General features: G+C 29.8%; 14 protein-coding genes. 3 read left to right on the forward strand and 11 right to left on the reverse strand.

The genetic code is table 11. The features are described 5' to 3' along the window. Positions 1 to 102 precede the first annotated feature (102 nt). From AC2FB1_RS05410 to AC2FB1_RS05420, 3 genes are all read right to left on the reverse strand, one after another. A complete protein-coding gene (locus AC2FB1_RS05410; RefSeq protein WP_490674263.1) occupies positions 103 to 1,227 on the reverse strand; it encodes a glycerate kinase in 1,125 nt (374 codons plus the stop codon). A gap of 204 nt (positions 1,228 to 1,431) precedes the next feature. After that, positions 1,432 to 1,752 (reverse strand): bacillithiol system redox-active protein YtxJ, encoded by a 321-nt coding sequence (ytxJ, locus tag AC2FB1_RS05415; protein WP_490674264.1) that lies wholly within the window; start codon positions 1,750 to 1,752, stop codon positions 1,432 to 1,434. A 115-nt stretch (positions 1,753 to 1,867) separates the two neighbouring features. Next, complete coding sequence (locus tag AC2FB1_RS05420) at positions 1,868 to 2,746, reverse strand: EMYY motif lipoprotein (protein ID WP_490674265.1); 879 nt, start codon at positions 2,744 to 2,746, stop codon at positions 1,868 to 1,870. Between the two features lie 107 nt (positions 2,747 to 2,853). Between AC2FB1_RS05420 and AC2FB1_RS05425 the strand changes: the two genes are divergently transcribed. The 3 genes from AC2FB1_RS05425 (at position 2,854) to AC2FB1_RS05435 (ending at position 4,732) form a co-directional block, all read left to right on the forward strand. Next, on the forward strand, positions 2,854 to 3,369 hold the full coding sequence (locus AC2FB1_RS05425; protein ID WP_490674266.1) for a GrpB family protein: 516 nt from the start codon (positions 2,854 to 2,856) through the stop codon (positions 3,367 to 3,369). A gap of 94 nt (positions 3,370 to 3,463) precedes the next feature. After that, a complete protein-coding gene (murB, locus tag AC2FB1_RS05430; RefSeq protein ID WP_490674267.1) occupies positions 3,464 to 4,390 on the forward strand; it encodes a UDP-N-acetylmuramate dehydrogenase in 927 nt (308 codons plus the stop codon). Positions 4,391 to 4,417: 27 nt separating this feature from the next. After that, positions 4,418 to 4,732 (forward strand): CHY zinc finger protein, encoded by a 315-nt coding sequence (locus tag AC2FB1_RS05435; protein WP_490674268.1) that lies wholly within the window; start codon positions 4,418 to 4,420, stop codon positions 4,730 to 4,732. A gap of 48 nt (positions 4,733 to 4,780) precedes the next feature. Here the strand turns inward: AC2FB1_RS05435 and AC2FB1_RS05440 are convergent, their stop codons facing one another. The 8 genes from AC2FB1_RS05440 to nrdI form a co-directional block, all read right to left on the reverse strand. Continuing rightward, positions 4,781 to 5,818 (reverse strand): ferrated catecholamine ABC transporter substrate-binding lipoprotein SstD, encoded by a 1,038-nt coding sequence (locus AC2FB1_RS05440; RefSeq protein ID WP_490674269.1) that lies wholly within the window; start codon positions 5,816 to 5,818, stop codon positions 4,781 to 4,783. A gap of 204 nt (positions 5,819 to 6,022) precedes the next feature. Next, positions 6,023 to 7,060, reverse strand: a complete 1,038-nt coding sequence (locus AC2FB1_RS05445) for a ferrated catecholamine ABC transporter substrate-binding lipoprotein SstD (protein WP_490674270.1) — start codon at positions 7,058 to 7,060, stop codon at positions 6,023 to 6,025. Positions 7,061 to 7,167: 107 nt separating this feature from the next. After that, the gene (locus AC2FB1_RS05450) at positions 7,168 to 7,947 is read right to left on the reverse strand and encodes an iron ABC transporter ATP-binding protein (RefSeq protein WP_490674271.1); all 780 of its coding nucleotides are present in this window, start codon (positions 7,945 to 7,947) and stop codon (positions 7,168 to 7,170) included. Then, complete coding sequence (locus tag AC2FB1_RS05455; protein ID WP_490674272.1) at positions 7,944 to 8,903, reverse strand: iron chelate uptake ABC transporter family permease subunit; 960 nt, start codon at positions 8,901 to 8,903, stop codon at positions 7,944 to 7,946. The genes AC2FB1_RS05450 and AC2FB1_RS05455 overlap by 4 nt, the downstream gene beginning before the upstream one ends. Next, positions 8,893 to 9,861, reverse strand: a complete 969-nt coding sequence (locus tag AC2FB1_RS05460) for an ABC transporter permease (protein WP_490674273.1) — start codon at positions 9,859 to 9,861, stop codon at positions 8,893 to 8,895. Before AC2FB1_RS05460 ends, AC2FB1_RS05455 begins: the two co-directional genes overlap by 11 nt. Positions 9,862 to 10,078: 217 nt before the next feature. Further along, positions 10,079 to 11,047: a class 1b ribonucleoside-diphosphate reductase subunit beta gene (gene nrdF / locus AC2FB1_RS05465; RefSeq protein ID WP_490674274.1), complete on the reverse strand. Its 969-nt coding sequence runs from the start codon at positions 11,045 to 11,047 to the stop codon at positions 10,079 to 10,081. 114 nt (positions 11,048 to 11,161) lie between these two features. Further along, complete coding sequence (gene nrdE / locus AC2FB1_RS05470; protein ID WP_490674275.1) at positions 11,162 to 13,267, reverse strand: class 1b ribonucleoside-diphosphate reductase subunit alpha; 2,106 nt, start codon at positions 13,265 to 13,267, stop codon at positions 11,162 to 11,164. Continuing rightward, positions 13,230 to 13,628, reverse strand: a complete 399-nt coding sequence (nrdI, locus tag AC2FB1_RS05475; protein ID WP_490674276.1) for a class Ib ribonucleoside-diphosphate reductase assembly flavoprotein NrdI — start codon at positions 13,626 to 13,628, stop codon at positions 13,230 to 13,232. The genes nrdE and nrdI overlap by 38 nt, the downstream gene beginning before the upstream one ends. Positions 13,629 to 14,151 lie beyond the last annotated feature (523 nt).

The following is a 14,151-nucleotide window of genomic DNA, read 5'->3' on the forward strand; positions in this document are numbered from 1 at the left end:
CTCCGCATGATTCATTTTAATATGAATTCAACGAAAGTGTTTTTATATCATTCCCACTAATTGGGGTCAGTCCACTTTGAACTAAACTTTTTTTATTTGTTTTTATTTTATCCCATTAACTGTAGTTTTTAATAATCGTAAAGCTTGAACTGTATAATGTCTTATTTGAATTCCCATTTTAAAGTCTGTATATGTGTTTGGCATTTCGATAAATGTATTAAACATGGCCGTTACGTGATGATGATTAAATACATCAAATTTATCATTAGTAGCACAAATTGCAATAGAAGGTTTGTGATGTTTTTCTGTAAGTTCTGCAATAGTCAGTGTGGTTGTTTCAAGAATACGATCTTCTTCTTTTAAACCTTCTCCAAAGATAATTAAATCAGCTTGAGATACTAACTCATCTAAATGTGTAATTTGATTTACTAGTTCATGGCTTGTTAAAATCTCTGAATTGTATAACGCTTGTAACATCGCAGCTATACCACCACCAGCGCCTCCTCGTTTAATCGGTCCTAAAGCTATATGCAACTCATTTTTTATAATCTCGTTTAAATACCAAAGTAAATTATCAATTTCTGCCGCTTTTTCGTGAGAAATTTGATGATTATAGCTTAATTTCATAATTTCACTATTTTTTCCATACAACTTACTAGAAAAATCTGTCATCACTTGTAATCTGACATTTTTCAATGTATTAGGTAGACCAGAGATATCAATATGACGAATGAACTTAATTATTTGTGCGCCTTCTCGTGCATCAAGTTCTCTATTTTCATCATCATAAAACTTAGCACCTAACGCTTGTAGCATTCCTACGCCTCCATCAAAACTATCCATACCGCCTAAAGATATAATAATATGCTGTGTATCCCTAGTTAATGCATCTAAAATGACTTCTCCTAATCCAAAACTAGTACGCTGTTCGATGGGCTTATTACCTTTTGAAAATAGATTACTTTCAATGATGACAGTACCCTCTTCAGTTTGTCCATATGTAGTTTCAATTTCATTCATATCAGCATCATGAACATTCACTGTATATTTTGTACCTGATTGCCATAGAAATACTGAATTTAATAATTCATGACGTCCATTAAATAAAGGAACCTGTACAATATCAGCAAGTTCAATTTGACTTGCTACAGCTTCTTCTACATAACGATTCGCTTGATAACTCGAAATAATACCGTTAAATTCATCCATGGCCACTAAAATTTTCATTATGTCCTCACCTCATGCCATTTTCTATCTTTCTTAAATTCATACGTTATAACTTCACTCTCACATTATACATATGTTAATCTCATATTTCATTTTTTATAATTTATCATAATAAAAGGAATTTAAAGTAATAAAGTTGTAGATATAATAAAGAGCTGGTAACATAAAATGTACCAGACTCTTAAATCGATATATTTATCTTTCTTATTCTTCAGCTTGTGCTAATGTAGATACATTGATATCACTGTGACTAGCATTCCATACTGCTTTTCCATCTACAAAATAAAAAGCTTGTGGTGATTCGTGTTTCACATTTGTTTTTTCAGCAATATAATCAGAAAGTTTTCTTTCTTCTTGGACTACTAAATAGTATCCATCTATATCTCTTTCATATAAAAACTTATTAAATTGATCAAATGCTTCGGCTGAAATTGGACATGTGTCACTATGCTTTAATACAAATGCATCGTTATGTTCTTCTAATACTTGTTCAAACTGGTCAATCGAACTCAGCTTTATAGCCATTCTATTCACCTCTAAAATTTTTTAACTTTGCCCCTTTTTTTAATTAAACTTCTCAATGGCTACAATTATACACATTTCACCATATAATGTTAACCAAAAACTTAAATTTAGATTTTTATTCATTTTTCTGGGCTTTTTTTAGTTTTGCTTTAAAATCATGATTTCCCTTACTTAAGTCTTTACCCGTTTTAGGTAGTTTTTCAACATTAATTTTTGAAAGTTGATCTTCAATTTTAATAGTTGTTTCACGTGTATCATAATAATTAAGTAAATTATAATACATTTCTATCGCATTTTTACGAGCATTGTTCACATGTGAATCTGTAATATTAGTTTGATTTAGATCCTTAATCTGCTTTTGTATCAATGGTTTAATATGCTCATCAATTGCTTTTGAAGTAGGATAACTATCCTTTTCTAAATATTTCTGAGCAGTTTTTCGTAAATCACGATTATTGTTTTCGATTTTAGATTTTAAAAGATGTGCATTGTCTTGATTATTTGTTTTACTTATGTCTTTTTCTACTTGTGCTCTATTTATTTCAAATGAATGTGTATAATTTAGAATTTTTTCATTTTCCACAACTGATTGATTATATAAATCTACAAATGATTTAATTTCGTTTATAGATTGATGTTGCTTACTAACATTATTTAAATATTCTTTTTTTAATTTACGAGTTTTATTTGTTTTAGATGGAAGGTTTTCTGCTTCATTTTCATAATCTTTAAACTTGGGCACTAATCTGTGATTTATATTTTTCTGTAGTCGTTCAAACGATTTTTTATTCTTATCTGTTGTATCGGTTTTACTTATATTATTTAATTGGCTCAGTTCTAATTGATCCATCACTTTTTCCACATTTTTATTCTTAGTCTCTACTTTAGATAAGTGTTGATTAAAGCGATTTAAATCTTCTTGATTATTCTGACTACAGCCAGAGAGTACCAAACAGTATAGTGAACATAATGAAAGTATTATTAATTTTTTCATTTTTGCACTCCTAACACCCGTATTATACATAAAGTTATTTATATTGAAAATAAATTATGTTATAGTATTTCAGAATTTGTATAATTATCTAGTTAAGGGAGTTACATATGTATGCATCTGTTCAACCATTTATAAACCATGCAACTGTCACTGACTATCATCAGCTGTACGAAGACACAAAGTCTCTGTTATTTAACTTATTAGACTCTCCAGTAAAATTCACACAACATATCGGAGGGACGCAACATTTTGCTTACCCTACAGAACCGATTTTAGATGTTTTAGTTGGAGTCAATAATCTGCATGATATTACGTCTCTTGATGAAAAAAGATTGAATTATGTAGGGTTTTATCGACTACACCATCCTTATAAAAAGAAAGTGATGATGGCAAAATTTGATAATATGATTAATCTCAAGCAAATAGTAAGATTACATATTATCCAAATAGATACGCCATTATTCACTCAATATCTTGCCGTAGATCAAGCACTTTCTACGCAAAATCAAGTAGCACAGACATTTTCTAATCAGAAAAACGAATTTATCAATTTAAATTCAACAATCAGATACTATGAAACTCAGAAACAAGAATTTTTCGATAATTTGTATAATACACTTTAATAATATACAAATTGTTTTAAACTCTTTTAGCAAAACATATGTAAAGTTGCTATAATAAAGTTTAGATTACAGAAGAGAAGAAAGGATGTACTTTATGCTAGAACAAGAAGACATCTTAAAAGATTTAAAATCTTTGGTACCTGAAGACATTATTAAAGTTAATGAACCTTTAAAACGTTATACATACACAAAAACTGGTGGAAATGCGGATTTTTATCTTTCGCCTATCAAAAATGAACAAGTACAAACTATCGTACGCTATGCTCAAGAACATCAGTTACCTGTGACTTACTTAGGTAATGGTTCAAATATTATTATTCGCGAAGGCGGTATCAGAGGTATTGTGATTAGTTTATTATCCCTTAATCATATCAATGTCTCAGACGATGCAATTATAGCAGGAAGCGGTGCAGCAATTATAGATGTATCCAGAGCAGCAAGAGATCACGTTCTCACTGGCTTAGAATTTGCTTGTGGTATCCCTGGTTCTGTTGGTGGTGCTGTTTATATGAATGCGGGTGCCTATGGAGGAGAAATTAAAGATTGCATCGATTATGCTTTATGTGTAAATGAACACGGCGATTTAATTCAACTTACTAAAGAACAATTACATTTAGACTATAGAAATAGTGTCGTTCAAAAACAACATTTAGTAGTTCTTGAAGCAGCATTTACTTTAGAACCAGGCAACTTGAATGAGATTCAAGCTAAAATGGATGATTTAACAGAGCGCCGTGAATCTAAACAACCCCTTGAATATCCTTCATGTGGTAGTGTGTTCCAACGTCCTCCGGGTCATTTTGCTGGAAAATTGATTCAAGATTCAAATCTTCAAGGTCATCGTATTGGTGGCGTAGAAGTTTCAACTAAACATGCCGGCTTTATGGTAAATGTTGATAATGGTACAGCAACTGATTACGAAAACTTAATTCATCACGTACAAAACGTCGTGAAAGAAAAATTTGATGTTGACTTACATCGTGAAGTTCGAATTATTGGTGAACATCCAGATTCAGAGTAAATTCTCAATGTTAGGAGATGTGGAACAGTGCCAAAAGTTTATGGCTCTCTCGTAGACTATGAAACACGTTGTATTCACTATCATTCATTCCTTGACGTCATTGCGATTAAATTTAAGTGTTGCAATAAATATTATCCTTGTTTTCAATGCCATAATGAACACGAACCCCATAGTATACAACGTTGGTCAAAAAATGAGTTTAATGTAAAAGCTATTCTTTGTGGTATTTGTCATCATGAACTGTCTATTCAAGATTATATGATGACTGACTCTTGTCCAAATTGTCATTCTCATTTTAATCCGAGTTGTAAATCACATTATCACTTATACTTCAACATATAATAGTAAAGCCTCATTAGATTTTTATTTAAACTAATGAGGCTTTTATAATTATTTATTTATTTCATCTAAAAATTTATTTAATTCATTAATTTGTCTAATTGTAGTAGTAGTAGAACCAGCACTGAAATACCATAATTTAGGATCCACTTCGAAAACATATCCATTTTTAACAGCACTTACATTTTTTAAAACATCATTAGATAATGCTGTTTTTGCACTAGATTTACCGCTTACAACTTGACCTCTATCCATTGCTAATATAATTTCTGGATCTTTATTAGAAATATATTCGTTACTAATATTTTGACCGTGTGGACTCGCTTTAACATGATTGTCGACCGGTTTAAATCCTAAAGTATCAAATACTAAATCTCCAAATCTTCCTCCAGGTCCAAATGTTGATAGTTCACCTTCGTTTACTAATATATACATTGTTTTTTTATTATTTTTTTGAACTTTGGCTTTCATATCATCTATTTTTTTCTCTAATGATTCATTTAATGATTTCGCTTTATCTTCTTTACCATATATTTTACCTAAGTTATTTGTTACACGTTTCATATCATTTAAGTAATTTTCTTCAGTCGAACCTACGTAAATAATTGCTGCATCTGGAGCTGCTTTTTTCAATTCTTCAATATTCTTTTGAGTTGCTGTTCTATTAGAAATGTAAATCACTTCAGGTTTAGCTTGAGCAACTTTATCGAATTTAATATGTATCATATCACCTGTGTTAATATATTTATCATCTTTGAATTCATTAAGGAAACTAGGTAATGTTGAATTCTTTTCACCTTTTGGTAAGCCTTTAATAGTATCTTGAACGCCAAATGCTTTTAATATGTCTACTGCACCATAATCAAATATAATAGCATTCTTAGGATTTTTCGGCACTTTCACAGTTTCGTTCACTTTTACTGCATCACTTTTATCTTTTTTTTCAGCACGTGTTTTATAACTATTTTCGATTGTCAACATGTTCTTTTCGTCATTTTTCATGGATTCATCTTTTTTATTAGAATGATTACCACAAGCTGATAAAACTAAAATTAAGCTGAATAGTATTAATAAAATACTTTTTTTCATAGTTGTCACATCCTTGATGTTCTTTTAATGATAATGATAATCGTTATCATTAATTTATATATTATACTATTACACCTTTTTTTACAATATAAAAAAGAGCGGAAAGAGAAGGAGAAATAATTTATTATAAATTCATCATCTCAAACCTCTTCACACTCATTTTTCATGTTATATAAAGCTAATAAAATCTTTTACACGATAGATTTATTTTTCAGCTTTTTTAAGTACTTTTTCTAATTCATCAATTTGTTTTACAGTTGTAGTTGGTGAACCAGAAGCGAAGTACCATAGTTTTGGATCTATTTCATAGACATTATCGTTTTTAACTGCTTTCACGTTTTTAAGAACATCATTATTAAGCACTTGTTTAGCCGTTGATTTGCCACCAACTACTGAACCACGATCCATAGCTAAAATAATATCTGGATTTTTCTTAGTAATATATTCATTATTAATATTTTGACCGTGTGGACTTGGTTTCACCTTACTATCAGCAGGTTTAAAGTCTAAAGTGTCAAACACTAAATCTCCAAATCTACTACCAGGGCCATAAGTAGATAACTCACCTTCGTTAACTAAAAGATACATTACAGATTTATCAAAATCTTTAGTTTGCTTTTTCACATCAGCAATTTTTTGATCTAATTTTTTATTTATATCTTTTGCCTTATCTTCTTTATTATAAATTTTACCCAAGTTTTCTGTATTTACTTTCATATCTTTTACATAATGATCTTCACTTGCACCAACGTAAACTACTTTAGCTTTTGGCGCAGCTTTTTTAAACTCATCTAAATTTTTTTGATTTGCTGCTCTACCAGAAATATAAATCACTTCAGGTTTCGCTTGAGCAATTTTGTCAAAATTTACTTCTTTAAGGCTACCTGTATTTATGTATTTACTGTTTTTAAATTCTTTTAAAAAGTCAGGTAAAGATTCACCGTTTTCACCTTTTGGTAAAGCTTTTACTTTATCTTCTACGCCCAACTCTTTTAGTACGTCTAATGCACCATAATCTAAAACAACAGCATTTTTAGGATTCTTTGGTACTTTAACTGTATTATTTATTTTTTTTGCGTCACTACCATCTTGCTTTTCGCCACTTGCTTCATAATTATTCTTTATTGACACAGTATCTTTTGAACTGTCTTTATTTTCTGACTTATTTCCATTTGAACCATTACTACAAGCTGACAATACTAAAGTTAAAGCTAATAATAAAAATAAAACTGTTTTTTTCATCTCTCTCTCTCCTTTAAAAAATTCAACTTTAGTGCTAAAAAATAAAAATGTTGCAATTTTATGATTATATTTGAAGCATCCCCCCTTAAAATTCAATATATATATCTTTAAATTGAATTAAAAATTTTCTCATCGTAATATAAACAGATACGTTGTCCTTTAATTTCCTCTATATGAACATCCATTTCATATAAGTCTCTTAATACGTTTGATTGAATAACATCGTCTTTAGATCCAGCTTTAATAATTTCACCATTCTTAAGTGCAATGATGTCATCTGAGTAACAAGATGCGAAATTAATATCATGAAGGACAATAACAATTGTTTTATCTAATTTATGACATAATGCTCTAAGTGTTTGCATAATTTGAACCGAATGTCTCATATCTAAGTTATTTAATGGTTCATCTAATAAAATATATTCTGTATCTTGAGCAATCGTCATTGCAATATACGCTCGCTGTTTTTGTCCACCTGAAAGGGTTTTTACATTTCTATCTTTAATATCATTTAAATTAAGTAAATCCAAGGCATACGCTACTTTTTCATGATCTTCTTTTTTCATTCGACCTTTTGAATACGGAAAGCGACCAAAATTCACAAGTTGTTCTACTGTAATGTTCATATCCGTGTGGTTCGTTTGTTTTAAAATACTTAATTTTGTTGCTAATTCATCATTTTTATAATCAGTAACCGGCTTATCCTCAATTTTTATTAATCCTTTATTATATTCAAACAATCGGCTTACTGCAGATAAAAGCGTACTCTTTCCTGCCCCATTTGGTCCTATTAAAGAAGTTACTTTACCTTTTCGAATGTCAATATTAATATTTTTTAAAATCATTTTATTTTGAATTGTCTTATCTAAATTTCTTATCTGAATCACTCTTCATTTCTCCTTTTAATAAGTAAGTATATAAAGTAGATACCACCTATTAAATCAATCATTAGACTAAACTCCGTTGTTGCTTGAAACACATTTTCCACGATCCATTGAGATATAAATAAACTAATCCAACTTATTAAAATTGTCGCAGGTAAAATAAATTTATGCTCATAAGTTTTCATAAATTCATGTGCTAAATTTACAGTTAAAAGTCCTAAAAAAGTAACCGGTCCTACTAAAGCAGTAGATATCGAAACAAGCAATGATACTAAAATTAACAAAAGTCTTGTCATTTTTTCATAAGGTACACCTAAATTTATTGCTTGAGCTCTACCTAAAAGCAAAACGTCTAAATAAGGTCTTAATATAAACGTTATAATTATTAATAAAATTAAAAGTAGACTTGAAACGAGTACTAATTTTGAATTTGAGGCCTCAAAACTCGCAAACATTGCACTTTGAACTGCTAAGAAATCATCGGGATTCATAATAAGTTGAATAAATCCAGTAATACTTCTAAAGAATGTACCTAAAACTACACCGACAAGAAGTATAAAATAGACTGAAGCATTACCAATTTTAAATATTCCTTGAAATAAAAACAGGGCAAAAAGTACCATTGTGATTAATGTAATTAGGAAATTAATGTAAACATTCGTTACCATTGTTGCTTGTGTGCCTAGCAAGAACACCGGTAGTACTTTAACAAATAAATATATAGAATCTAATCCCATAATTGAAGGTGTGAGCAGCCTATTTGCGGTAATTGATTGAAAGATGACCACAGAAGTTCCAATCGCACCTCCGACAATTAAGATGAGTATAAATTTTCTTAGCCGACTTTGAAACTGATATTCAAATATTTCGGTATCTAGTCCTACAAGCAGATAAAATATTGCCATGCAAACAGTAACAATACTTAGCAGTATTAATTTTTTTCGAACACTAATTTGCATACTTATTTCTACCTTTCATTAATAAAATCAAGAAAATAATAGTCCCAAAGACGCCTATTGTAAGACCGATATTAACTTCAAATGGATATACGACAAGTCTTCCAATAATATCTGCAATAAGAACAAAAATGGAACCTAACATTAATGTATGCGGTAATGCATTTTTCAAATGATCACCTCTGTACATTGAAATAATATTAGGAATAATTAATCCTAAAAATGGTAAAGTCCCCACTGTTACTACTACTAAAGCAGTAAGCGTAGCGGTTATTAAAAGCGCAATATTAACAATTTGTTCATATTTAACGCCTAAGTTATGACTAAAATCTTTACCCATTCCAGCAATCGTAAAATGATTAGCAAATATATACGCTAATATTAATAAAGGAATGGCTAAATAAAGTACTTCATAACGTCCACTTGTAATAATTGCAAAATTACCATTTAGCCAATTTTCAATACTTTGCAATGCATTCGTTCTTAGTGCTATAAATGTCGTAAAACTTGATACAATTCCACCAATCATAATACCTAAAAGTGGAACAAAAATAACTTCTTTTACTTTAATAATCTGAATCAGTTTTACAAATAAGAATGTTCCTGCAAGACTTAGTGCAACTGCGAATAGTAACTTCATTAAAGTATGACCTTTAGGGAAAAAAATAAGCGAAAGTAATATTCCTAATTTTGCCCATTCCATTGTTCCCGCTGTAGTTGGACTGACAAATTTATTTTGCATCATTTGTTGCATAATTAAACCAGCTAACGCAAGAGAACTACCTGACAATAGAATGCTTATCGTTCTAGGGAGACGACTCGAAAATAATATATTTTTTTGTTCATCCGTTAAATGAAAAATATCTGCAATTGCTAACTGACTTACGCCTATAAATAAAGAACATATACTCAAAATGACTAATAAAATAAATAACGTATAACCTTTAAATAAAAACTTCACTAATATTTCTCCTTGATGTAACAATGTGTCCTTTATCATTGATAATGATTATCATTAGCTATTATATTAAAGGGTTTTCTTAAATTTTTCAATAGAACTCGTGTGATTCAATACATTTATTCTATGTTTTTAATTTCAAAATAAAAAAGAGCAAGATCAAAAGCTCTTTTTGTGAGCTTCTAATTTTACTCCATAAATAAAACTGTAATATTGTGACTTAATCATCGAAAACGAAATCTTCATCTTGTAATGCTTCGACATTTAACGCTAATGTATATCCATCGCCTTTAACTGAGAAGAAGTCATGATTTTTTGTTGATGTATCTAATGCATTTTCAATAATAGGATTAAATTCTTTTTCTTCAAAATAAGGTTCAAATCCTAAGTTTGATAAAGCTTTATTTCCATTATACTGTACATAATTTAAAACATCTTCAGTTAAACCGATATCATCGTATAGCATATGTGTATACGATACCTCATTTTTGTATAGTTCTTCTAATAACTTATACATTTCTTTATCAGCTTTTTGTTTTTCATTTTCTGATAATTCATTACGTAAACTTTGTGCATCTAAACCAGTAAACACTCCATGAATTGATTCATCAAGTAAAATTTTTCTAATAATTTCTCCTGACGTTGTCATTTTACCTTGTCCCGCAAGGTATAGTGGATAATAAAAACCAGAATAAAACAAGAATGTTTCTAAGAAGACACTTGAAACTCTTGCTATATATTGATCAAAGATAGAGGCTTCTTTTCCCCATAATTTATGATAATTAGAGATGATTTTATCAGATTTATATTTTAAATGTGGCTCTTCAATCACCCATTTATCTAATAAATAATTGGTTTCACTAGATGGTAAAAGTGTTGTAAAGATATGAGAATAACTTTTAGCGTGAATTTGCTCCATCATTTGCATAAATGAATACACTGCTTTTTTACGTAAATCAGTTGTATGTAGCATAATTAATGGCATACCATCATCCGCTTGATGTGTATCTAATCCGGTTAAACCTGCTAAAGCACGTTTAAATGTATTTTTTTCATCTTCAGTTAATGTTTTCCAACTTGCAATATCTTTTGAAACTTTAAATTCAGTTTCTACCCACATTTGTGAAATATTTTGACGCCAAAACATATTTGTCATATCTTCTTGAGTATTCCAATTGACGGCCTTCATTAATAAAATCCTCCTCAAATTATTAACCATTACATTATTTAAGAGGACAAGATTAAAACGCTTATCTATGAGAACGATTTAATCTTTCCTCTAAATATTTATTTCCACTATTCATTAAATCGCACAACTTGTACATTCTTCGACGCTTAATAGTTTATTACGTGTATAATATAAAGATTTTAATCCCTTATGGTGTGCATAGACATATAATCTTGATAATTCACGTGTTGAGATTTCAGAATTAACATACAAGATTGTAGAAATACCTTGATCGACATGCGTTTGAATTGTAGCAATTAAATCTATAAGCTTCATTTGATCAGTATTAAATGCTGATTTATAGTACCACATTGTTTCTGGTGATAAGAAAGGCATTGGATAAAACGTTTCAGCATTACCATAAGTACGACGTTCAATTTGATCTACAATTGGCATAACTGAACTTGTCGCATTTTGTACATAAGAAATACTTTGCGTTGGTGCTATCGCTAGTCTATAAGCATGATACAATCCATACTTTTGTACATTTTGTTGCAATTCTTTCCAGTCTTCAGCCGTTGGAATATCAAGATTGTCAAATAAGTTTTTAACTTTTTCATATTGAGGCACAAACTCTTGTGATGTATAGAAGTCAAAATATTTACCGCTTGCATAATCTGACTTATCAAAATCTTGATATGCTTCTTCACGTTCTTTAGCAATTTGCATAGAACGCTCAATTGAATAATAGTTCATCATCATAAAGAAGATGTTAGCAAAATCTTTTGCCTCTTCAGATTCATAACCAATTTTATTTTTCGCTAAATAGCCATGCAAGTTCATTACGCCTAAACCTACAGAATGTAACTCACTATTAGCTTTTTTTACACCTGGCGCGTTTTGAATATTCGCTTCATCACTTACTACTGTTAATGCATCTATTCCAGTGTGTACTGAATCTCTGAATTTACCTGTTTCCATTACATTCACTATATTTAATGAACCTAAATTACATGAAATATCACGTTTAATTTCATCTTCAATTCCATAGTCATTAATAATTGATGTTTCTTGTAATTGGAAAATTTCAGTACATAAATTACTCATTTTAATTTGGCCAATGTTGGAATTTGCGTGTACTTTATTCGCATTATCCTTAAACATTAAATATGGATAGCCAGATTGCAATTGTGTTTGAGCAATCATATTCAACATTTCTCGAGCATCTTTTTTCTTCTTAAGAACATTTGGATTAGCTACAAGTTCATCGTAATATTTTTCAATATCAATATCGTCTAATGTCACTCCATACTCTTGTTTTACAGTATGAGGTGCAAACATATAAAAGTCTTTACCTTCTTTAGCTAAATCAAAGAATTTTGATGGTACGATAAGTCCCGTAGAAATTGTTGATAGACGCAAATCTTCATCGGCATTAACTTTTTTAGTATCTAGAAACTCTTCAACATCATAATGGAATATATTTAAATATACTGCTCCAGCTCCAGGACGTTGACCTAACTGATCAGCATAACTAAAGCCACCCTCTAACGCCTTTGCTACAGGTAAAACGCCTTTAGCTACACCTTTAATACCTTTAATTGCTTCACCACGGGCACGTAATTTAGATAAATTGATAGCCACGCCACCACCAATTTTACTTAATTGTTTAGCAGTAGAATCTATGAAATTAATGGAATTTAAACTGTCATCAACTTCTAGTAAGAAACATGAAACGAGTTCTCCACGACGTGCGCGTCCTGCATTTAAGAAAGTAGGAGTAGCAGGTTGATAACGTTGTTCAATCATCGCTAAAATAAATTGTTTAGCTTGTTCTTTATTACCATCTGCTAAGTATAGAGCTACTATGGCAACATGTTGATTATAGTCTTCTAAGTACTTAGATTTATCATTTGTTTTTAAAGCATAATCTTTATAGAATTTACTTGCAGACATATAACTAGCAAATTCAAAATTAATAGATTTTGCGAATTCAATAATTTCTACTAAATCTTTTTCACTGTACTTTTTAAAAACATTAAAGTAAAAATTATTATCTACTAAGTAATGTAAACGTTCAATTTCGCTATCAAAGTAAATTGTTTTATCTTTAATTTCTTCTAAGTAAACTTTTAAAGCTTCTTGATCCTTTTCAAGATTAAAAAAGCCGTTGTCTTTACGTTTAGTTACTTCATTATTTAATTCAATATGATTGTACTTTTTCTCGTCCATAATCTTCATTGAAATGCCCCACCTTATCTCTAAATTCAATAACATCTTTATTTGTGCCTTGAACCTCAAATTGCATTAATAAAGGCACGTGGTATGTTTCCGAAATTGTTCGACCTGCTTTTGCAAAGTTTTGTCCCCAGTTACGATTACCACTAGCAGCTACAGCACGTATATATGCATGATTAACTTCTAGGAAAGACTGGACCTCTTGAGGAACTTCACCAAAACCAATTGTACCTGTAACTAAAATATAAGGTTCCTCAATACTATTTCTACAATTGTCTTTATTGATTTCTAATATATCTTTAATTTCACTACGCTTTATAAATCTTCGTACATTTCCTGAAAAAGAGAAATAAACTACTTTCATAGGAACGCCTTCTTTCGACAATCTTACTTTTTAATTAAAAAGAAGTTCTCTTAGTCTTATAAGAAAACTTACTTTTAGAACGAATATCATCTTGGAAACTTAAAAAAGTTAACACTATATATTGTGTTTCAGCCATTAAATTCTAAAAATCACTATTTATAAATCGTTCAACTAGATAGTGTAGATTTCGGCAAAACCAACTCAAATAAGTGTGAAATTGCTACTAAAATGAATTATTCATATAAATCTTTCACTTTCTCCAAACACAACATGTTGTGTCTCGCTTTGAAATCAAACACTATATTCTGTGTTTCATTATACATAATTGATACCCTAATTAAAAGGTAATATTTAATGTCAAATGTTCGTGAAAACGGTTGAAAGTGCGTCATATCTATATTAAAAACTAAGAAAAAATTATTTTAGTTTTTTTAAGGTATTTCACTTGATTTTTTATCTATCATTATTAAATCTTATTTATTCAGGGTTTTCAGAACTTAACAATATAAAATAAAATGTATTG

The organism is Staphylococcus sp. CoH_129_LAB_1 (assembly GCF_058191515.1).